23 protein-coding genes and 1 other RNA gene are annotated in these 21445 nt (G+C 50.1%); 6 read left to right on the top strand and 18 right to left on the bottom strand.

Features of this window, described 5'->3' with window-relative positions:
* Positions 1-662 precede the first annotated feature (662 nt).
* The 3 genes from OCT58_RS02785 to OCT58_RS02775 all read left to right on the top strand — a co-directional run bounded on the left by OCT58_RS02785 (position 663) and on the right by OCT58_RS02775 (position 3104).
* The gene (locus tag OCT58_RS02785; RefSeq protein WP_267201320.1) at positions 663-1028 is read left to right on the top strand and encodes a hypothetical protein; all 366 of its coding nucleotides are present in this window, start codon (positions 663-665) and stop codon (positions 1026-1028) included.
* 464 nt (positions 1029-1492) lie between these two features.
* Complete coding sequence (locus OCT58_RS02780) at positions 1493-2032, top strand: hypothetical protein (protein WP_267201319.1); 540 nt, start codon at positions 1493-1495, stop codon at positions 2030-2032.
* Between the two features lie 889 nt (positions 2033-2921).
* Entirely contained in the window at positions 2922-3104 is a 183-nt protein-coding gene (locus OCT58_RS02775) for a hypothetical protein (RefSeq protein ID WP_267201318.1), read from the top strand.
* A 223-nt stretch (positions 3105-3327) separates the two neighbouring features.
* Here OCT58_RS02775 and ssrA read toward each other — a convergent pair.
* From ssrA to cdaA, 10 genes are all read right to left on the bottom strand, one after another.
* Positions 3328-3703: a transfer-messenger RNA gene (gene ssrA / locus OCT58_RS02770) on the bottom strand.
* Between the two features lie 93 nt (positions 3704-3796).
* The gene (gene apf / locus OCT58_RS02765; RefSeq protein ID WP_267201317.1) at positions 3797-4390 is read right to left on the bottom strand and encodes an aggregation-promoting factor; all 594 of its coding nucleotides are present in this window, start codon (positions 4388-4390) and stop codon (positions 3797-3799) included.
* Positions 4391-4571: 181 nt separating this feature from the next.
* Positions 4572-5381: a Cof-type HAD-IIB family hydrolase gene (locus tag OCT58_RS02760; protein ID WP_267201316.1), complete on the bottom strand. Its 810-nt coding sequence runs from the start codon at positions 5379-5381 to the stop codon at positions 4572-4574.
* Entirely contained in the window at positions 5374-5850 is a 477-nt protein-coding gene (locus OCT58_RS02755; protein ID WP_267201315.1) for a MarR family winged helix-turn-helix transcriptional regulator, read from the bottom strand. The genes OCT58_RS02760 and OCT58_RS02755 overlap by 8 nt, the downstream gene beginning before the upstream one ends.
* A complete protein-coding gene (locus tag OCT58_RS02750; RefSeq protein ID WP_267201314.1) occupies positions 5847-7676 on the bottom strand; it encodes an acyltransferase family protein in 1830 nt (609 codons plus the stop codon). Before OCT58_RS02750 ends, OCT58_RS02755 begins: the two co-directional genes overlap by 4 nt.
* Before the next feature lie 81 nt (positions 7677-7757).
* On the bottom strand, positions 7758-8069 hold the full coding sequence (locus tag OCT58_RS02745; RefSeq protein ID WP_267201313.1) for a hypothetical protein: 312 nt from the start codon (positions 8067-8069) through the stop codon (positions 7758-7760).
* Between the two features lie 249 nt (positions 8070-8318).
* Complete coding sequence (gene glmS / locus OCT58_RS02740) at positions 8319-10139, bottom strand: glutamine--fructose-6-phosphate transaminase (isomerizing) (RefSeq protein ID WP_267201312.1); 1821 nt, start codon at positions 10137-10139, stop codon at positions 8319-8321.
* A gap of 196 nt (positions 10140-10335) precedes the next feature.
* Entirely contained in the window at positions 10336-11691 is a 1356-nt protein-coding gene (gene glmM / locus OCT58_RS02735; RefSeq protein ID WP_267201311.1) for a phosphoglucosamine mutase, read from the bottom strand.
* A gap of 17 nt (positions 11692-11708) precedes the next feature.
* The gene (locus tag OCT58_RS02730; RefSeq protein ID WP_267201310.1) at positions 11709-12590 is read right to left on the bottom strand and encodes a CdaR family protein; all 882 of its coding nucleotides are present in this window, start codon (positions 12588-12590) and stop codon (positions 11709-11711) included.
* Positions 12577-13425, bottom strand: coding sequence for a diadenylate cyclase CdaA (gene cdaA, locus OCT58_RS02725; RefSeq protein WP_267201309.1), 849 nt, complete (start codon positions 13423-13425; stop codon positions 12577-12579). The genes OCT58_RS02730 and cdaA overlap by 14 nt, the downstream gene beginning before the upstream one ends.
* Before the next feature lie 129 nt (positions 13426-13554).
* Here cdaA and OCT58_RS02720 point away from each other — a divergent pair, with 129 nt between their 5' ends.
* Positions 13555-14208, top strand: coding sequence for a DUF1361 domain-containing protein (locus OCT58_RS02720; protein ID WP_267201308.1), 654 nt, complete (start codon positions 13555-13557; stop codon positions 14206-14208).
* Between the two features lie 51 nt (positions 14209-14259).
* On the opposite strand, the gene rbsK is transcribed toward OCT58_RS02720, so the two are convergent.
* Positions 14260-15186: a ribokinase gene (gene rbsK, locus OCT58_RS02715; RefSeq protein ID WP_267201307.1), complete on the bottom strand. Its 927-nt coding sequence runs from the start codon at positions 15184-15186 to the stop codon at positions 14260-14262.
* Positions 15187-15344: 158 nt separating this feature from the next.
* Positions 15345-16238, bottom strand: coding sequence for a UDP-N-acetylmuramate dehydrogenase (gene murB / locus OCT58_RS02710; RefSeq protein WP_267201306.1), 894 nt, complete (start codon positions 16236-16238; stop codon positions 15345-15347).
* Positions 16239-16375: 137 nt separating this feature from the next.
* Here murB and OCT58_RS02705 point away from each other — a divergent pair, with 137 nt between their 5' ends.
* Positions 16376-16912, top strand: coding sequence for a 3'-5' exonuclease (locus OCT58_RS02705; protein ID WP_267201305.1), 537 nt, complete (start codon positions 16376-16378; stop codon positions 16910-16912).
* Between the two features lie 38 nt (positions 16913-16950).
* On the opposite strand, the gene OCT58_RS02700 is transcribed toward OCT58_RS02705, so the two are convergent.
* The 5 genes from OCT58_RS02700 to OCT58_RS02680 all read right to left on the bottom strand — a co-directional run bounded on the left by OCT58_RS02700 (position 16951) and on the right by OCT58_RS02680 (position 20219).
* Positions 16951-17442, bottom strand: a complete 492-nt coding sequence (locus OCT58_RS02700; protein WP_267201304.1) for a GNAT family N-acetyltransferase — start codon at positions 17440-17442, stop codon at positions 16951-16953.
* On the bottom strand, positions 17442-17900 hold the full coding sequence (tsaE, locus tag OCT58_RS02695) for a tRNA (adenosine(37)-N6)-threonylcarbamoyltransferase complex ATPase subunit type 1 TsaE (protein WP_267201303.1): 459 nt from the start codon (positions 17898-17900) through the stop codon (positions 17442-17444). The genes OCT58_RS02700 and tsaE overlap by 1 nt, the downstream gene beginning before the upstream one ends.
* Before the next feature lie 70 nt (positions 17901-17970).
* Entirely contained in the window at positions 17971-18405 is a 435-nt protein-coding gene (locus tag OCT58_RS02690) for a hypothetical protein (RefSeq protein ID WP_267201302.1), read from the bottom strand.
* An 88-nt stretch (positions 18406-18493) separates the two neighbouring features.
* Positions 18494-19474, bottom strand: a complete 981-nt coding sequence (gene pta / locus OCT58_RS02685; protein ID WP_267201301.1) for a phosphate acetyltransferase — start codon at positions 19472-19474, stop codon at positions 18494-18496.
* Positions 19475-19514: 40 nt separating this feature from the next.
* Positions 19515-20219, bottom strand: coding sequence for a uracil-DNA glycosylase (locus tag OCT58_RS02680; protein WP_267201300.1), 705 nt, complete (start codon positions 20217-20219; stop codon positions 19515-19517).
* 135 nt (positions 20220-20354) lie between these two features.
* On the opposite strand from OCT58_RS02680, the gene OCT58_RS02675 reads away from it, so the two are divergent.
* Positions 20355-20924 carry an LURP-one-related/scramblase family protein gene (locus OCT58_RS02675; protein WP_267201299.1) on the top strand — a complete coding sequence of 190 codons (570 nt, stop codon included), beginning with the start codon at positions 20355-20357 and terminating at the stop codon, positions 20922-20924.
* Between the two features lie 41 nt (positions 20925-20965).
* Here OCT58_RS02675 and smpB read toward each other — a convergent pair whose 3' ends face one another.
* The gene (smpB, locus tag OCT58_RS02670; RefSeq protein ID WP_267201298.1) at positions 20966-21439 is read right to left on the bottom strand and encodes an SsrA-binding protein SmpB; all 474 of its coding nucleotides are present in this window, start codon (positions 21437-21439) and stop codon (positions 20966-20968) included.
* Between the last annotated feature and the right edge of the window lie 6 nt (positions 21440-21445).

Genomic DNA, 21445 nt, shown 5'->3' with positions numbered 1-21445 from the left:
TAATGTGAAATTATTCCATGAAATGTGAAACGCTGGCAATTGCCGCAATCGTTGATTTAACAGTAATTATCATCCCCAACGATTGCCCAAAAGTTCCGCTTATGGGGATGATCGTAGTTAAATTGATGATGAAAAGTGATAGTAAATGATAGGACTATTAAGCTTCCCGGCTCATCCTTTAGCTGGGGCTAGAGCCTTACAAAACCTGACATTAAAGCCTATATTGACGTTGATTGCGTAGTTAAGGGGGGTGATCGTTATGGATAATCTCAATTTAGATAAGGAAATTGAAAAGCAACAAAAAGAAATTGATAAATCAATTGATGATTTATTACAGTAAATAAAGGCCGCTGCTCATTGAAATTCCAGAGCAACGGCCTTTACTCAAATAGGGGGATGACAACAAATGCTGCTTAATTCGTTTGATGATTATATGTTTTACAGTCTAGTGGCGCATATCTTTCATGTTTCAATGACAACGGCCTACTGGACCACCAACACGATTACGGCCGGGATAATGATTGCTATTGTTTTGATATGTTTGATTGAATGATAGCAATAAAAAAGCCCGTTGAATTAACAACGGACTAAAGATCGCACCAGGTGGCACGCCCTTCGATATAAAAAGAAACCAAATTTATTGTAATTGGAGTGATTGTCTCATGTCAACCATCCCCACAACTGGAGAAAAGACAGCCGCCACCGCAGCCAAGAACTACCTAAGACAATTCAAGGACTGGCAACTAATATCGCTTAGAGTGGACGACAGCAACCCCAGAGTGACCGACCAGGAACAACTGGAGCACACGAGGGCCATATCTGAACTAAAAACCCGGCAGCATATCGTTACCGTAGTTGGCAAGGTTGACCAGGCCAGTGGAATAATCTTAGAACAACGATTTATCAAGCGGCACCGCACCAAAACGACACTGGCAGAGTTGGCGGCGAACCATTACCAGATTACAGAGGGCAGCTTCTATCATCGACAACGTAAAGCATTGTTGATGGCTTACAAGCTTATGCACTAGCTGGGGATGATTCCGACATTTCCGACACCCTAAAAGGTATTTCTGACACTTTCGGCCCCCTTAAAAAAGAAAAGGCAACCCTCACATAGCCGCCTTTACACAAATTACCATACACACTCATATTTTATCATGCCACGAAGAGAGCAGCACACATTGCCGTCGTCTTACACACAAGGGATAATTTTTGAAATTTTAGGGTGCGGGGGGTATCATTCGCCAATTATTGAAAAATCAGTATTTAGCACGTTCAACAAGTCCATTATTTTGCCCATTTTAGTGTTTTCTACAGTTCCATTGGTCATTCAGACAACATGAAAGCGCCGCAGCTATACAATCGACCATCTTATTTACGCAGAGCAACCATCATTACTAGAAAAATCAATGTTTTTAACGTTGAAGCAGTCACTTTCCCGAAACTGGAGCATAATAGAGTTGTAAATGTTTACTATTGGGGGTATTTCAGAATGAAAAGATTAGGTTTAGCTTGTGTCACGATATTGGCCGGGCTTAGTTTAGCCGGGTGCAATAATCTGGCGTCGCAATCACACAAGGCGGCCAGCAGTTCGTCTACTACGTCTACCAAAGTAGTTAAGCACCATAAGTCACATAAGAAAGCAGCTAATAAGAACCACAAGGATAAACAGTCCTCGCCTAGCAGCAATGACAGCAGCCAGGTGGCCACTAGCAGCGCTTCTAATCAGCAGAGCGGCAATACTCAACAGGCAACCGCTCAATCTAACAGCGGCGGTAATGGTGGCCAGCAGCAGGCGCAGGGAAAGTCACAAGGTGAGATTAACCGTGAACGTGGATATGACCCAAACGGCGCCCCACTTCTACCAGGACAAGATCACGCCGCAGGTTCAAACCCGGACGGCAGCCCGGACGCTTGGGTACAGGCACAAGATCAAGAAGAACAATTTGACCAGTCACATGGCTTCATAGGGCCAGACGGTAGATTTAACGACGCCGGGAAAGCCTATTATCATTTAGACGACAATTACTAATAATTACTAAGTTAAATGGGGATGAACCAACAAACAGGCTCATCCCCTTTTGTCTATGCTCACATACCTAACACACTAAAAAGATGATTTTTCCGCAGAACAAAATAAAAAGCCGCCTAAACAGGCGACACCACGCTGGGGAGAAGCTCATTATTTTTCCGCACTTTTTCCGCAATCGTGGCAAAAAATACGTTTTTCAATGTTTTTCCAAAAATAAAAATGCCTTTATATCAACGTTTTGAGCTGGTATAAAAGCACTGAAAACCCTAAAAATGGAGATGACGGGAGTCGAACCCGTGGCACAAAATCTAACCTAATTGCATCGATAGTCAATTATTTGCGCTAATGATCCAGGCAGATTGAACAAGCACTAACAGGTGAATGGACCAACCAGCGTCCATCCCCTTCTGATTTTGTCTCAATAATTTCATACTAATCAAAATAGCTATTGCTTCTATCCCTACATATGTATATGATGTAGTTAGCCCCTAAGGAAAGGGGGTGGTTACCATGAATGGAAAAAGCAAAAACAAAAAGCGCTCGGTCAAAGCATACTCAATTGAGTTTAGCTTGGTCCCCTTACGCTTTAAGTTAGTAGTTATTTTTGATTAGTGGTTAACACACCGCCCAAAGGTTGACTCGCCAAAGTCAACAACCTTTGGGGCTTTTTATGTGTATATTATAGCATTTAAAACCGAGGTTGAGAATATGAGACGCTTCAAATACCAGTCAAAGAATAAACACGTTACTATTGCACTAGACGTGTATAATCCCCGTGAGATTATGGGGATGATTAAACAAGACGTTCATAAATTCAATGAGTGGCGGCACACCCCTAAGAGCAAGCGCCGCAAGCTAATAGAATTCAAAATCGAAAGGAAGTAGCAGCATGGCAATGACCGAAGCCCAACACCTGGCAATCAATAAGTATCGCCGAAAGAACAGAGCCCGTACTCAGTACATCAACCGCAAGTCAGTAGCTAAAAACTTTATTCTAAAGGACGCCACAGCAAACGACTTAACAATGCTATTAAACTGTATCAAGCAACGACAACATGAATTAAGCAACTAGACAGCCGACTATTATGTTGGTTGTCTTTTTGTTTATCAGTCAAACATTCTCAAAATTCATTATACTATACCCGACATTGCTGCCACCCTAAAAGGGCCCGGCAGCAAGCAGGGATGATTTTGCCGTCAAAGTTAAAATAAATCCGTTTTTCAGCGTTTCCGTAAAAACAAAAATGCCTTTATATCAACGTTTTGCGATGATATAAAGACACTCAAAATGCTAAAAATGGAGATGACGGGAGTCGAACCCGTGTCCAAGCATATCGCCATTTCGACCTCTACGTTCGTATCTCAGCTATTTAATTTTCACCAGTCAAAACGCCGCTGATCAGGGCAACCATGGCTAGCTAGCTTGAAAAAACTCTTCTGACAATCTCAAACGGCGACGGTCAGCGTAGTCCACTCAATATGAAACCCGTTACCGCATCATGGACGAACCCGGAACGGATTTACGGATGCTACTTGTTAGGCAGCAAGAGCGTAAGAGTTTGAATTATTGTTTGCAGTTATAATTTGAAAACTGAGCGTTTTTACGAAGACGCAACCTTCGAAACGCAGTCGAAACTCGACCTATACCTGTCGAATCCAAAAAACATCCCCAGGTACAATTAATAGTTTACCATAACCAGTCCCATTTAGATAGCAAAAAGCACTCCCCACCGGAAGTGCTTTTATTTGTTATCAAATTATTAATTAGTACCAACCATTGGCCTGCCAGAACTGCTGAGCAGCAGTCCAAGAACCATAACGACTAGCAACATATTGGTCAGCAACCCGTTCCTGGTTAGCGGCGGAGTAGTCGCCGCCCAGGTAGGAAGCGGACAGCTGGTACTTACCAACATATTGGCCGTTCATTGCGCTGTAGCTGCCGCCAGATTCGCGGTTCGCAATCCACGCCTTGGCAGCCGCTTCACTGCCACTAACGGTCGAAGTCGTGCTGCTGCTGTTCGTACTGCTAGTAGTCGTTGCCGTCGTGCTTGCAGTGGTATTAGTTGATGCTGGGGTGGCAGTACTCGTGCTCTGACCCGTCTGTTGATTGGCAACACCCTTGATTACCAGACGCTGGCCAACAAAGATTTGGTTAATGTTGGAAATGTGGTTGTCACGCGCAATGGAGTTAACAAGACTGTTGTTCTTAGCGAACTTGTAAGAAATGCTTGAAAGCGTGTCGCCACTCTTAACAGTGTAAACGGAGTCGGCGTTGGCAACCGTCGTCACTGCCGTAACACCTAAGGCCATGGCGCCAAGAGTCGTTGCTGCTTTTACAAAGTTTTTCTTAGAAATCATAAATTAACAACCGTCCTTTTTTATTCGTTTCTGATTAATTATCTCTATAATACACAATCAACATTACCGGACAGTAACAAAACCGTCGCAAATGAATTACATTCTTCAACGAAATGTAACAAAATCTTCACACAGCGAAATAAAAGCCACCGCTCGCAAACTAGGCAGCAGTGGCTTTTATTTATTTTAACAGATCGGCAAAATAACGCTCACAATACGTCGCCACCCCGTCGTCGTCATTAGAGTCGGTCAGCGCCGTTACTGCCGCTTTCACTTCGGGCAACCCGTTAGCCATGACGATTCCCTGGGCCGCATCCTGAATCATCTCCAGGTCGCTATCCGCATCCCCGAAGCTCATCAGGTTGCTAAAATCGTCGCCAAAGTGATCAAGCAATGCCTGCAAGCCGACACTCTTGTTGACACGCCGAGGCAGGAATTCCATAATCATCGCCTGGGACTGAACCGCATGGTACCGCTGTTTCAATTCTTCCGGCAGACTGGCAATGATCGGGGCCAGTCGTTCAGCCGGGATCGCCATGACGGCCTTGCTAAAGGTCGTCGTTGGCAGATCAGCCATTTTCGTATTGCGGAATTCAATATTCTTTAGAACCGTCCGGTAGATGGAGCCCGGATGATCAGTCAACTCGTACACCCGCTCAAGGTCCAAAACGTCCAACGGGATCTTTTTCTCTTGGACAAAGTCAAACAGCGGCTGCAAGTCCGCTTTTTGCATTCCCAGTTCAAAGAGGTGTTCCTTGGTGACGTTGTTGACCACCAAGCCCCCATTGAAGGTGATCGTGTAGTCGTCAGGCTGGGTCAGTCCCAGCTGCTCAATCATCGGCCAGATGGCGTTGATTGGCCGACCGGTGCACAGGACAACGTGAATGCCCTTTTCGTGCAGCCTTCTAAGCACTGCTTCGTTGCGCTTGGAAATCTCCTTCTCGCTGTTGAGCAGCGTATTGTCAAGGTCCAAAGCAATCATCTTAATCATTCTTCTCTTCATCCTTTCGGTTCAAGTCATTTTCTGGCTGAATTACCTGATGGTTAAATTCGTCCAGCAGCTGCAATAATTTTCGTCCCCGGTCTTCACCATAAATCTGGACCCACTTCGCAAAGCGGTGGCTGATCCGTGACTCAATGGTATGGGCCACCTGGCGGCCGGCCGGTGTCGCCACCAAGGAAACCTTGCGGCGATCATCCTGATCCTGTTCCTGGCGAACATAGTCATGCTTGATTAACACCCGGAGCTGGCGCGAAACGGCACTGCGCGTCACCTGGCGCTGGGCCGCAATATCCATCAGCTTCGTTCCCGGATTCGTTACGATCTCCTGGAGAATCAGGTATTGCTCAAAAGACAGCGAATACTGCGCCGCCGGCTGGGAAACAACATGTTCTAGGCGCTTTAATGCCGACAGGTAAATATTAATTGCCTGGTTCAACAGGTCATCATTTGCGGTCATTTTTGATTCCCCTTCTGGTCGGCTAGGATCGACTTGGCAATCAGGCGGGCGTAGTTAATGTTGCCCTGCTCGCCCATGTGCACATTATCCTTGCCAAACCAATCGCTGTGATTTTCACTGACGCTGTACCAATCTACTACATGAACATTGGAATACTTTTTACCCGCAGCCTTGATCTCGTCATTGACGGTCTGCTGCCAAGGCTTCGTCGGGACGTGAGCCGTCAGCCAGTAAATTTGCCGCTTCGGCCCCACTGCCTGCACAATATCATCGATCGTCTGCTGACTCATTGAGCCGTTGGTTCCGAGATTCAGCACCACGATCTGGTTCAAGTGTCCCTGTTTTGCCAACTGTTTAATTACCGCCGGAGCAGCCGATCCTTGCCGGCCCACCTGGGCATCGACATAGGCTTGGGGCATCAGTTTCTGGATGCTATCCGCCGCATCGGCCATGACTGAATCCCCAATCGCCGTGATCTTCAGCTTTTGGGCTGCCCGAGCCTCACTTGACGTCAAGGCATACTGTTTCACATTGGCGGCGGTGTCAGTCTGGACTTTCTTTCCAGACGCAATCGCCTGATTGTGTTTGCTAGCCTTCTTGTGACTCTTTTCAATCCGCTGCTGGACAGCCGTCTTTTGGGGGGCGTGATCTGGTTGGGCCATCCCAAAGCCGGCAATCGCCAGCACAACAACGCTTGCTCCCAGCCGCGTCCACTGCTGCCAGGTCCGTTTACTAGTAAATAGTTCTGACCAATGCCAATCCGCCAGCGGCCGTTCCCAAAAGCGATAGGAAAGTTCACTGATCAGCAGAATAATGGCTACTTCAATAATTGAGTTAAGAACCGGGTGCAAGCCGACCTTCACCAAGCGTTCATAAAAGACCATTACCGGGTACTGGTAGACATAAATACCGTAAGAACGCTGACCGACCCAGTGAAAGATTGGATTAGAAAACCAGGCGTTCATCCGTGAGCCAGGGTGCAAAATCGTCCCAATCAGGATCGTCCCAACCAGGCTGTAGAAGAACATCCCCCCGTGATAGGTTAGCGCCGCCTGCCCATTGAGGGTGAAAAAGCCCACGACGGTAATCAGGGTCATCAGGATCCCGATCGCGTTTAAGCCATGCTGCAGGCTCTTAGCCGGATGTGCATTCAGCCGATTCAGTGGCCAAGCCAGTCCCAGCCAGGATCCCAGCAAAAGAGAAAAGGCCCGGGTGTCGGTTCCGTAGTAGACCCGGTTAACATTTGCCGGGTCATACAAGATTGCCATCTCGACCGCCGAGGCAATCGTCAGCAGCAAGATCACCCGCCGCACCGTCTTTTTCTTGCGCAGGATCATAAAAAGCAGGGTGATAATCAGGGGCCAGAGCAGGTAGAACTGTGCTTCCACTCCTAAGGTCCACAGGTGGGTAAAAGGAGAAGCCCCGCCAAACTGATCAAAATAGGATTGTCCATGGCGAATCTCCCACCAGTTGTATACCCAGAGCAAGTTGGTCGTCACAATCATCCGAATGTTATGCAAAAGCTCGTGGGCAAAAAGCGTGATGTAGGCCGTTGTCAGGAAAAGCATGGCCACCAACACCGGATAGAGGCGCCGGAAGCGTTTGCGGTAAAAGTGCCAGATATCAATATGCTGCTGGTCGTCCAGCCGGCGACTGAATTGATAGGTGACAAAATAGCCCGAAATCAACAGAAAAAGGGGGACCCCCAAATAGCCCCCCTGCAACACGTTTGGCAACAGGTGGTAAATGATTACCCCTAAAACGGCGAGCGTCCGGAGCCCGTCGATTCCTGTAATGTATTGACGCTTTTCCCCAACTGGCTTCATTTTCTAGCAAATTCCTCCACAACAATTTTTCAAAAAAGGATCCTTAAATAAAGGGGCAGCCTTAAAATGCTACCGCCACGTCTAACCAATATGATTTTCTTTCAAAATATCGTTGACGACCTGGTCCATCTCGGGCGTCCGTTTCCATTCTTCCCAGTGATCCATCGATTCATCCTGCATCACATAATGCGAGTTGATGAAGTCCTCGTAGCGAATCACGTTTTTAGAATGGGGAATATTTAACTGCAGGATCCGCACTTCTTTGATGAAGCCGCGTTCGGCCGCCAATTCGGCCCGGCCATTATGAACCATATTCCCAATTTCAAAATACTTGCTGCCGTCATTGCGGGTGATTTCCTCAATGAGGGTCAGCACTTGATGTTGTTTTTCCACGCAACTCATCCCTTTCAACATTAAATATTATAGCGACTTTAAACCAAAAAATCATCGTCTGGACGACGATGATTGGCATAAGAGAGAAAGAGAATTGATTAGAAGGTAAATACTTAATACCTTGCGACTATTATGATAGCGGTTTCAGGACGGAATGTCAATATTAATTAAGAAACTCTTTAACTTTTTACTAAAAAATGTCAAAGAGGCCCCAGGGCAAGCGCCCCGCAGCCTCTTTGACATTTTATTTTATTGAACAGTAACAGACTTAGCCAGGTTCCGCGGCTTATCAACATCCAGGCCCTTGCCGAGGCTGGTGTAGTATGCCAGCAGTTGTGCCGGTACCACGGACAGCAGTGGCGTCAAGTATTGATCGACGTCTGGCAGAATAATCGTGTCGTCTTCCTGAGCCAGGTGACGAGCAACGATCGTAATCGTGTTAGCACCCCGCGCCCGGGTCTCATCAAGGTTGCTCCGGGTCAAGCCGGCAGTCCGGTCCTGGGTAATGATGCCCAAGACAGGTGTTCCCTTCTCAATTAAAGCAATCGTTCCATGCTTCAGTTCACCAGAAGCAAATCCTTCTGCTTGAACGTAGGAAATTTCCTTCAGCTTCAGGGCTGCTTCCAGAGAAACGCTCCAGTCGATTCCCCGACCGATGTAGAAGGCATTCCGTGGCTTGGACAGGTAGCGAGAAGCCACTTCTTCAATTTCCTTCTTGCTGTCGGTGATTGACTGCATGCTGTTGGCAACCAGGCCGAGCTGGTGCTTAACGTCGAAGTTCTTGGCGGCTTCCTTGCCCATGTATTCGCCCAGGGCCTTGGCCAGGATTGCTTCTACGGCAATCTGAGCGGTGTAGGCCTTGGTAGAAGCAACAGCAATTTCCGGACCGGCGTAAAGCAATTCCGTAAAGGTTGCTTCACGGGACAGGGTGGACTTGTCGACGTTGGTGATGGTCAAACTTGGCCACTTGTGTTCGTTGACTCCAACCAGAACCTGTCGACTGTCGGCCGTTTCACCACTCTGACTCAGGAAGATGAAGAATGGCTTCTTGGACAGCAGTGGTTGTTCGTAGGCAAACTCGGAGGAAATGTGAGCCGTGGTTGGGATGCCACAGAGCCGTTCGAAGAGCCGGGCACCGACCAGACCAGCGTGGTAACTGGTCCCGGCACCAATGATGTACAGGTGATCGGCTTCGGCCAGCTTTTGGATCAGGTTCGGGTCAATCTGCGGATCGTCGCTGTCCCCAAAGTATTCCCGAACCAGCTTCCGCATGACAGCTGGTTGTTCGTCAATTTCCTTCAGCATGTAGAATGGGTAGGTCCCCTTGTCGGCAGCACTTGGGTCCATGTCAACCGTGAAGCTGTCACGGCTCTTCTCATTGCCGTCAAAGTCCTTGATCGTGACGTGATCTGGCTTAACAATGACCAATTCGTGATCGGCGATTTCCATAAATTGGTTCGTCTCCTTGATCATTGACATGGCATCAGAACCAACCATGTTGTAGCCGTCGCCCAGGCCGACCAACAGTGGACTCTTGTTCTTCGCCACGTACAGCGTCTCTGGATCTTCCCGGTCGATCATCACGAAGGCGTAGGAGGAGTCCGCACTGATCAGACGCAGGACTTTCAGCATTGCCGCCTCGGTGTCCATGTGGTCCTCCACAACAAAGTGGTCCACCAGTTGAACAATGACCTCAGTGTCGGTCTGGCTGTTAAAGTGAACGTCCGCCAGGTATTCCTTCTTTAATTGCGCGTAGTTTTCAATCACACCGTTGTGAACCAGGTAGAAACGATCATCCTGGGAGTACTGCGGGTGTGCGTTTGCCTCAGTTGGGGCACCATGAGTAGCCCAACGGGTGTGGCCAATCCCGGAGAGTCCGTGAACATCATCCGTCAGGGCTGCTTCCAGGTTGCTGATCCGGCCTGGCCGCTTAACCAGGTAGTCGTGGCCATCATTATCATTAACGTAGACCCCGGCAGAATCGTAACCACGGTATTCCAACTTCTTTAAACCATCGATTAAAATTGACAGGGTCTTATCGGTCCCCGTTACACCTACAATTCCACACATAATTTTTCCATCCTTTTAATTTTAATTGGTATAGATCAATAGGATAACCTAATGGTCTGCTGCAACACATAAGTATAATACAAGCTTCGGCAGTCCATGTCAATTAAAGGCACCAAATTGGTCTAGGTCAAATTTGAGGTAAAAAGAAAAACTGGTCCACTTCAATTCGAAGCAAACCAGTTTTAACTTCTTTTTACTACTTAACTTCCAGCTCGGCGCGGGCAACATCACCAATTTCTTCAACATATTGGTGAACGAGCTCCGGTGTTGGGGCCTCGGCCATAATCCGCAATAATGGTTCCGTCCCGCTTGGCCGAACCAGGACCCGACCGTCACCGTGCATCTTGTCCTCAACCGCCGCAATTACCTGCTTCAGCTTTGGATTTTCCATTGCGGCAGCCTTGTCTGCCACCTTGATATTCAGCAATTCCTGTGGATAAGTCTGCACATCTCTGGCCAATTCCTTCAGACTCTTGCCGCTTTCCTTCACTACCGACAACAGCTGCAGGGAGGTCAGCATTCCATCCCCGGTCGTGTTGTGGTCGAGAAAAATGATGTGACCGGACTGCTCACCACCCAGGTTGTAGCCGTTCTTCAGCATTTCTTCGACAACGTAACGGTCACCGACCTTGGTTTTGACGCTCTTCATGCCGTGAGCTTCTAAGGCCTTGTACATCCCCAGGTTGCTCATCACGGTCGTTACCACCGTGTCCTTCTTCAGCATTCCCTTGGCGTCCAGGTACTTACCACAGATGTACATGATCTTGTCACCATCAACAATGTTTCCTTCGCTGTCGACGGCGATGCACCGGTCACCGTCACCGTCAAAGGCCACCCCAAGATCAGCGCCATTTTCAACAACCGCCTTCTGCAGTCCTTCTGGGTGAGTGGAACCACAGTTAAGATTAGTGTTCAGGCCATCTGGCTTGGCATTGATGGCGGTAAAGTCGACGTTCATATCGGCAAAGAGGTTGGAAACAAAGGCACTGGTGGCACCATTAGCGGCATCCACCACGATCTTCAAACCAGACAGGTCGGTTGAAACCGTCTGCTCAAGGAAGGAAGTGTACTTCAGTGCTCCTTCGTGGTAGTCAGCAACCGTTCCGAGGCCTTCATCCGACGGCCGCGGCAATTCGTCTGTCTCAGCGTCCAAGAGCTGCTCGATTTCGTATTCCAGGTCGTCGGATAATTTAAAGCCGTTGCCCCCGAAGTACTTAATTCCGTTGTACTTGATTGGGTTGTGGCTCGCCGTGATCATCACCCCGGCGTCGGCTTCTTGAGCCCGAACCAGATAGGCAACCCCGGGGGTCGTCACAACACCTAAGCGCAGCACCTCAATGCCGACGGAAAGCAGCCCAGCAATCAGGGCGTTCTCCAGCATTTGACCGGAAATCCGTGTATCCCGGGCCACCAATACCTGTGGCTGCTTGCGTTCCGAGTGGCGCGTCAAAACGTACCCACCCGCACGGCCAACCCGAAAGGCCAATTCTGGACTCAAATCTTGATTTGCAACTCCCCGAACACCGTCGGTACCAAAATATTTCAGTTTCATCATATACTCCTTATTCATTAAGACTGACTACTGCTCGATTCGGTCGAGCTCGTATTGTCATTCGTATTATTACCTATGCTACTACTTGACGAACCGCTTTGCACCTTTTTCTCGCTAGAAGAGCTCGTCGAAGACCGCTCATCCGCATCCGCCGAACTGCTGCTTGAACTCTCATCGTCGTTATTCTTGGAGCTGATCGGTACGGTGACGTTAGTAGTCGTCGGAACAATTGAGACGTTCAGGATCTGGCCGTTCTTATCAAGGGCCTGGAGGGTCACCTGCCGCTCCAGGGTGCTCTTCGCATCCCGTGGCACAACGACGTAGGCCACCACCCGGTTAACCCGCGAGACTTGGTCCTGAGCACCGGTGACCTGAACGTTGCTGACGTCCGCGCGGGCCCGACCAACCTGGTAATCGTCGGCCAGGTTCCGCGAATTGACCCGGACCGTAACCTTCATGTTGACCGTCCGCCGTTGCTGGATCCGGACATTGATGTTCTTCGGTACCACGGTTGCTTTGAGCTCCGAGTTTAAACCGCTGGTCTTAATCGGCACCTGGTGCTTCCCGGGTCCCAGCTTACCGAGGTTAACATAAACCTTGAAGTTCTGCGTGTTGGTAGTGGTCGTCACTAGCGCGGACGGTCCGGTAATCTTAACCTTGACGTACTGCGGATAACCCGTCACCACGTACTTGGAATTGTCGATCGTGATGTCTAAGGGCATCCTGATCGTGGCCAACTTATTCGACATTAAAGCACTGTTACCGTTGCTGCCCCGGGTCGTCTGACGTAAGAAGCCGCTCTTACTACCGTTAACATAGGCAAAGAGCATGATTGCCAGAATCAGTGAAGAGAGCCGCAGCACCCATTTTCGGCTAAAAAAGCCCTTATTGTTGTCCATGCCGGCCACCTCCATGTCCTACAAAAAGCGAGAAGATTCGCGCCAGAATGCTCTCGTGAGCTGGTTCGTGTGTGCACAATTGGGACCGCAAGAACTTTAGATAATCGTTCTGTGACATGTTACGGATCAATTCATTATCCTTGGTAATCGAGACCTCGCCCGTCTCCTCGGAAATCACAATCGTGACGGCATCCGTGACCTCACTAATGCCAACCGCCGCCCGGTGCCGGGTCCCCAGTTCCTTGGGGATCAGCTTACTATCCGACAGGGGCAAGTAGGCCGCCGCCACCGCGATCCGGTTATTCTTGATAATCACGGCCCCATCATGGAGCGGCGTGTTCGGAATAAACGTGTTAATCAGCAGTGCCCCGGAAATATCCGCATCAAGCGGAATCCCCGTTTCAATATATTCCTCCAGCCCCGTCTTCATCTGAATACTGATCAGGGCACCAATTCGCCGCTTCGACATGTACTGGATCGCACTATCAAGCTGTTTGATCATTTCCTCCTCGGTCTCGTTGGTCGACTGGTTGTGGCTCAGGAAGGTCCCGCGCCCCAAATGCTCCAGTCCCCGGCGAATTTCGGGTTGGAAGATGACCACGATGGCAATGACACCCCAATTGAGGATCTGATCCATCACCCAGGAAACGGTACTGAGACCCGCATACCAGGAAATAATCTTGACCAAGATGATGATCAGAATTCCGCGAAAGAGCTGAACAGCCCGTGTCCCGCGAATCAGAATCAGCAGTTCATAGATCAAAAACCAAATGACCAGAATATCAATGAGGTGAATCAGATTTTGCCATGTCAAAAGCGAAGTTATAGACTGCATCGCATTCACCATCCTCTAAATTCACGATCATATTATATCATTTTTTACAATTGGCGAAAGGAGCACACTAAATTCATAAATATTTGGTATGATTGTCATAATTATTTCTGATTTATAAGGGGGGATTCGATGGTTAAACGTCTTTCACCGACTTGGCAGATCCGGCTCTTTTTCTGGGTCTTAATCATCTTGTTAAAACTGTTCATGAAAGCCCCCTACGACTTCATGGCATTAAATACTTTTCTCGGTTATGTTCCAATCGAGCTCAGTTTCCAAATGCGGCGTTTCAACGATCGGCGCGCGCTGGCCTTTTGGCTCCTGCTCCTTATCTGGATAGCCTTTTACCCCAACGCCCCCTACGTGATGACCGACCTCTTCCACCTTTCCTGGCTCCATCCCCACACCAGCATCAATGGGATCCTGCGTTCTGATCCGTATATCTGGTTAGTCTTTGCCATCATGATGATCTGCGCGCTTAGCTGTCTTTTGGTCGGTACCATCACCATGGAACGGGTCGCCCGCCAGCTGACGGAGCTAACGACACCGCACCATTCTTGGCTGCGCTTTGTCTGGATCGGGGCTTTCACCTTCTTGGCCAGTGTCGGCATCTACATCGGTCGTTTTCTGCGCCTGCATTCTATCTACCTGCTCTTCACCCCGTCCTGGTTCTTCCGCCATCTCTGGGGAATCTGGCAGCCCAAGATGCTGGCCTTTGCCGCGATCATGACCGCCCTTCAGCTGATTGTCTACTGGTTTATCAAAATTTGCCAAGCCTATAAATAAAAACCCAACTTCCTGAAATGGAAATTGGGCTTTTTTTGACCAAATTTTTAATTACTTTTCCGCCAGGGCTGCCTTGACCTTGTCAGCCGTTGGGATCGATGGCATTGCACCCATTCCCTGAACGGTCAGGCTGGAAGCACGCTGGGCGTAAACCAAGGCGTCCGCCACGTTGGACAGGTCGTCTTCCAACTGGGACGAAAGGGCCCCGATGAAGGTATCACCGGCTGCCGTGGTATCAACGGCATGGACCTTGAATGCTGGAACCAGGCCGTACTTATCGCCTGGGCAGGAGTAGAAGACCCCCTTGGAACCCAGGGTGATCAGGAGGTGCTTAACTCCTTGCTTGCGGAAGTAGTCGGCGCTCTTAAGCATCGAATCCTCGTCGGTGATTGCAATCCCCGTCAAGAGGGCACATTCACTTTCGTTTGGTGCGATCACGTCGGTGTACTTCAGCAGTTCCGGCAGAATGTCGTGCGCCGGTGCCGGGTTCAAAATCGTGGTAACGTTGTGCTCCTTAGCCTTCTTAAATGCCGCCAGGGCCACATCCTGAGGAGTTTCAAACTGGCTGATCAGGAAATCTGCACCATCTAAGACATCGCCAATGTCGTCGACCAAGTCAGGAGTCATTGCCTGGTTGGCACCACCATAAATCATGATGTCGTTTTGCCCTTCAGCGTCCAAAGTAACGGCTGCGGAGCCGGTCCCGTGGTACTTGTCAACTGTGATGTGGTGAACGTCAACACCGTTATCCTTTAAGGCCTCCAGCATGTACTCACCTTCGCTGTCGGAGCCGACCGCACCGATGAAGAAAGTCTTGGCACCAGACCGAGCTGCCGCAACGGCCTGGTTAGCACCCTTTCCACCAGGAGCCGAGCTCTTGCTCTTAGCAGAGATCGTTTCACCTGGTTGTGGGAAACGTTCAACGTGGTACGTCGTGTCAACATTGATGCTACCTAATACAACTACTTTTTTGCTCATGTTTTGAGCCTCCTTATTTTTCCGAATTCCTAACAGTATTTATTCTAGCATACCCATAAAACGATTACAAAGCCTAAGAGGACAAAACGTAAAACGTTTTATAAAGTAAAGAACAAGTGGGGCCCGGCCTAACTAGCCCAAGCCCCACTTGTTCTTTTTTAATCCCGACCGATAATCCGCACCTCAGTTTCCAGGTCAACGCCAAACTTGGCTTTAACCGTCTCCTGGACGTGGTGAATCACCGCCAGATAGTCGTTAGCCGTCCCGTGGTCAATATTGACGATGAAGCCTGCGTGCTTGGTGGAAACCTGGGCTCCACCATGCGTGTAGCCCTGTAGGCCGGCATCATGAATCAGTTTTCCCGCGAAGTAGCCCTTTGGCCGCTTAAAGACGCTTCCGCAGGATGGCAGATCCAGCGGTTGCTTGGCGGCCCGGCGTTCGTTGAGGTCGTCCATTTTAGCCTTGATTTCGTCGTGCTTCCCCGGCTTCAAGGTAAAGGTGGCGTCCAGCACAATCCCGTGGTTATCCTGAACGCTGCTGTGCCGGTAGCCAAAGTCCAAGCCCTGGTTGTCAAAATGCTTGATCGTTCCGTCCGGCAGCAGCACCGTCGCGTCGGTAACCACAAATTGGGTCTCACCACCGTAGGCTCCGGCGTTCATGAAGACTGCCCCACCGATGCTGCCAGGAATGCCAGCCGCAAACTCCAGTCCCGTCAGGCTGTGGTCCCGGGCGACAATCGTCGTATCGATGTAGGAGGCTCCGGCCTGGGCGATCACCTGGTTGTCCTTGACCGTGATCTTGTTCAACCGGGTCAGGATGATCGTCAAACCATCGATCCCCCCATCACGAACAATCAGGTTGCTGGCGTTTCCCAAGACCGTCAGCGGCATTTCGTGTTCCCGCACGTAGTCAACCAATTGCTTGACCTGGTCGACGCTTTCCGGGAAGGCCAGCCAATCCGCTGGTCCCCCCGTGTGCGTATAAGTATAGTTCATTAAGGGTTCGTCCTGCTTGATATCAATCTCCGGAAATTCATTCATTAAGTTAGCCATTCAATAAGCCTTCCTTTTCTTATCCTTTAATTTTGACTCTGCTCCTAATTGTATCATGATTTTTGCAGAACTTTTGCGAAAACGCCTCAAGCCCGCTAGAATAATATGGTAATCATAAGATGAAAGGTGGCAGATTCATGAACTTCATCGCGATGGACTTTGAAACCGCCAGCGGCAAACGCTACAGCGCCTGTTCGTTGGCCCTGACGATCGTCCGTAACAGCCAAATTGCCGACGAGTTCTACACCCTGATCAACCCCCACACCGACTTCTTCTGGCGCAACGTCCAGATTCACGGAATCCACGAAAGAGACGTCCAGGATGCGCCCGATTTCCCGGCGGTCTGGGAACACATCAAGTCTTTTTACACGCCCGACAAGCTGGTTATTGCCCACAACAACCGCTTCGACAACAGTGTCTTAAAGAGTACCCTGGAACACTACGGAATTGAGCCCCCGGCCTACCAAACTCTGGACACGCTACGCTCAAGTCGCCAATTGCTCCCTGGTCTCACCAACTACAAGCTTAACACGGTTTGCGACGCTCTCAACATTGACCTTCACCACCACCACAACGCCCTTGACGATGCCCAGGCCTGCGCCAACATCCTGCTCTACCAGGATCAGCATTTCGGCGATCAAAAAATTAAGCCCTTCATCAAGATGTTTGGCTAAGAAAAAAAGCTTCCGGAATTCGCTTCCCGAAGCTTTTTCTACTTAGTCGGCCGATACTCCATCACCAGAGCTGGTCGACCCTCCTCAGTCGTCGTGCCCGTCTGGACAAAGTGGCAGCGCTGGTAGAGCTTAATTGCCGGCGTGTTGGTGGTGAAGACCGTCAGCACCAGCGACTCAAGGCTGCTGTAATTGTCAAACCAGTATTCGGCTTCCTCAACCAGCAAGCAGCCGATCCCATTGCGCCAGTATTTTTTGGCCACCACCACGCCGAGTTCACCCGCCGTGGGTTGGGACTCCAGCACCATCACCGTGACAATTCCCAGAATCTCCTCTCCCAACATTGCAAGCATGATTACGCAATCGTCGAACTGGTTGATCAGGTCGATGTTTTGTTTTTCCTGATCAACGGTTACCTGAGCGAGGTGGGGCACCGTCACGGCATCGCTCTCGGTCGCCGCTTGGCGCAAGAATGCCAGCACCCGTGCCGCGTCATCGGCCGTTGCCAGTTTGATTTCTACCTCATCCGCCATCAGTTTGTCACCTGAGCGACCAGGGTCGTGAAGTGTTCGCCGTGAGGTTCGAATTCCAGTACCCGGGTATTTTCGTCGTCCGTCCGCTTGAAATGAATAGCTAAAAAGTCACTTGGCAGCTCGTCTTCCACGAACTGAGCCCACTCAACGACGCTGACCCCGTCGCTGTCAAAATATTCTTCCAATCCCAGATCCTCGGCCCCGCCGTTTTCCAGGCGGTAGGCATCCATATGGTAGAGCGGTAGGCGCCCGTCTTGGTACTCTCGAATAATCGTAAAGGTCGGACTCTTGATCAGGTCCGGAATATCCAACCCCTTTGCCAGGCCCTTGGTAAAGGTCGTCTTGCCGGCACCGAGATCACCATCTAGGACTAAAACATCCCCGGCCTTCAGCAGGCGGCCAATTTTTTCACCCAGGGCGATCGTCTCGTCCCGGCTCTCTAAGGTTAATTTTTGCATTATGTGCACCTCGAATAATCAATCTGCCCCTATTTTAACTTAACCGGCCCGAGATGACAAAGCCGACCGCTCAGTGGTGCCAAGTGTAGCGGTAATAATTGCCGGAGCGCGATTGCCCCAGCACCTGGTGACCAGCCCGGATCGTCACCACCAGTCCCGGAGCTACCTGCTTTTTCGTCCGCACTCCTTGGTCGACTAAAACCATCTTGGCCAGCGCCTGAGTCTGGTTGATGACGCTGGTACGAGCCGCCGCGGACAGGCCCTCAAACGTTGATCGGACCTGAATCGTGCATTGGTTGCCCCCATCATAATTGATCCGTCGCAGGTATTTCGCATAGCCATAATTACCCGGATCGCTGTCGGCATAGGTCCGCACTTGGACCACGTTCTGCTGCAAGGCGGTGGCGACCGCTCGCCTACTTGCTGCCTGGACACCGTTTCCCGTCACCACAGTTCCTAGACTAATCAATACCGTTAACAGGATTTGCCAATCCTTTCGTCTCACTATTTCCACCCGTCCCCATTTTAGCAAAATTAAAAGGGTCGTCCCCCTCCAAGTCAGGTGAGGACTACCCTTTGCTTAAGTGATTAAGTTATTTTTCTGATGCTTCCAGGGCCATGATCATCGCAGCCTTGTAAACGTCGTCTTCATTGCAGCCCCGTGACAGGTCAGAAATTGGGGCGTTCAGGCCTTGCATCAATGGGCCGATCGCGGTGAAGCCACCGAAGTATTGGGCAATCTTGTAACCAATGTTACCAGCATCCAGGTTCGGGAAGATAAAGACATTGGCGTGCCCGGCAACCTTCGAACCTGGAGCCTTGGCAGCAGCGACCTTTGGAACAAAGGCGGCGTCAAACTGAAGCTCACCATCGGCTGGCAGATCCGGTGCCAATTCGTGAACTTTAGCAGTTGCATCAGCCACCTTGGTTACCGTTTCGGCCTTTGCGGAGCCCTTCGTGGAGAAGCTCAGCAGGGCAACCTTTGGATCAATTCCAAACATCTTGGCAGTGTGCGCACTTTGAACGGCGATTTCAGCCATCATTGAGGAATCAACTTCGATATTGATGGCACTGTCGGCAAAGATGTACCGCTGATCACCCTTCAGCAGCAGGAAGTAGCCACTGATCAGGTGAGCATTCGGCTTGGTCTTTACGATCTGAAGGGCTGGACGAACCGTTGCACCAGTAGAGTGAACAGCCCCGGAAACCATCCCGTCAGCCTTGCCCATGTAAACCAGCATCGTTCCGAAGTAAGAAACGTCCTCAAGCATCTTCTTGACTTGTTCTGGCGTGTTCTTGTTCTTCCGCCGCTCCAGGAGGGCATCGAACATGGCCTTCTTGTCGGCTTCTGGGTATTCGGCTGGATCAATAACTTCCAAGCCGCTGATATCAAAGCCGTTATCACTAGCGGTCTTGTCGATCTCAGCACGAGGTCCCAGCAGAATTGGCTTTAACATGCCGTCATTTTGCAGCCGGATGGCAGCACCCATGACCCGCTTATCTTCACCTTCTGGGAACACAATCGTCTTGTTTTGTCCCTTGATCTTTGTCGCAATTTCATCAAATAAATCCATTATGCGTACCTCCTCTAGTGATTATTAAGTATCTACAATCCTAGTTTGCTACTAGCTCGTCAACCACCGGCTGGGCCGGTAATTGCCAATCAATCGGCTCTTCTCCCATTGCCTGAAGTGCCTCATTGGTCTTAGAAAATGGCCGGGAGCCAAAGAATCCCCGATTAGCCGAAAGCGGACTCGGGTGGGCCGATTCGAGAACAATATTGGTATTCAGGTTGATCAGCTTCTTCTTGTCCCGCGCAGCCCGTCCCCACAGGATAAAGATTACCGGCTTGGGACGCTCGGATAAAGCATGGATTGCCGCATCCGTCAGCTGTTCCCAACCGTGCCCCTTGTGGGAAAAGGCCTGGCCATCGCGGACCGTCAGAACCGAATTCAAAAGCAACACACCCTGGTCGGCCCACTTTTTCAGGTAGCCGTGATTAACGGGCGTGCAGCCGACGTCGTTTTGTAGTTCCTTGTAAATATTCTGCAAGGATGGCGGCACCGGCACCCCGGGCAGCACTGAAAAGCTGCAGCCGTGGGCCTGATGTGGGCCATGGTAAGGATCCTGGCCGAGAATGACGACCTTGACCTTATGGAATGGCGTCCACTCGAAGGCCTCAAAAATATGGTGCATCTCCGGATAAACCGTGTAATGCGAATATTCTTCCTTTAAAAACCGGCGTAGCTGCGCATAATATGCACTTTCAAACTGTGGTTCTAGAACACCCCACCAGTCATTATGAATTAATTGTTTCATGACTATCAGCACCTCGTTCCTTATTTTAGCATATCTGTCCCCGCTCTGCTCGCCAAAATGAAAACGCTTTGTCGGTAGGCAATTTTACAATAAACTGGTAAAATATTATTGAATAGGCAGAATGGTGGTGAAATTATGCGCAAACTCTATCTTCGTGACCACGCCACGGATCTTCACGGCACGACCGTCATCCGCGACCACCAGGGACGGTCGTGCTACCTGCTGGTTGGCAAGTGGGGAATGCGTCTCGACGTCCTCTCCCTTTATGCCATCAGCGGGGAGCTGCTCGCCGAGGTCAAGCAACAATCGCTCGGGCTCTTACCTAAGTTTTCCCTTTACGTCAACCGAGAAAAGGTCGGCACCGTCGGTAAATCCCTCGGTTTTGTCCGCCAGGTGATCTATATCCGGGGCCTCAACTGGATCATCGTTGGCTCACCCCTTGCCGGCCGTTACCGGGTCTTTCAGGGGAGCCACAAGGTCTTCTCCATCCAGCCCGTCGAATTAACTTCTAATTACTACCATGAACTGACCGTTGAACACCAGGAAGAAGAGCCGTTAGCAATTCTCATCGCCAGCGTTCTTGACCACTGGGCCCGCCGCGGTCAGCGCGAACCCGGGCGCCTGCGTTTCCGCAATCCACAGACATGCGGCGACCTTGGCATGGGGATCAGCCTGCGCCGAAGTCACTCGGACGTTTTATACTAAAACAAAAGGATCAAGCATTTCTCGTGCTTGATCCTTTTTGATTAATAATGTTTCATTACCCGCTCGATCTCGCGATTCTGCTCGCGGCGCTTAATGTCTTCACGCTTATCGTACTGGTGTTTCCCCTTGGCAACCCCCAGCAGAACCTTGGCATAGCCGTGCTTGATGTACATCTTCAGCGGAACCAGGGTGACCCCCTTGTTCTGCAGCTCGCCGGTCAGCTTGTGAATCTCCTTTTTATGCAGGAGCAGCTTGCGGTTGCGCAATGGGTCCTGGTTGAAGTAGGTTCCGTTGTCGTACTCGCTGATGTGAACGTTCATCAGCCAGGCCTCGCCATTTCTGACCTGGGCAAAACCATCCTTGAGGTTGACCCGGTGCGCCCGGACCGACTTGATCTCGGTCCCGGTCAGCACCAGTCCCGCCTCGTAGGTGTCCGTCACGAAGTAATCGTGGCGGGCCTTTTTATTTTGGGCAATTAAATTATCGTTGTTCTTTTGTTGGGATTTCTTTGCCATCTTATC

This window comes from Limosilactobacillus kribbianus (genome assembly GCF_026413145.1).
In the GTDB taxonomy this organism is placed as follows: domain Bacteria; phylum Bacillota; class Bacilli; order Lactobacillales; family Lactobacillaceae; genus Limosilactobacillus; species Limosilactobacillus kribbianus.
The sequence above is the reverse complement of the archived record's forward strand: the minus strand, read 5'-3'. Positions and strand labels throughout refer to the sequence as shown.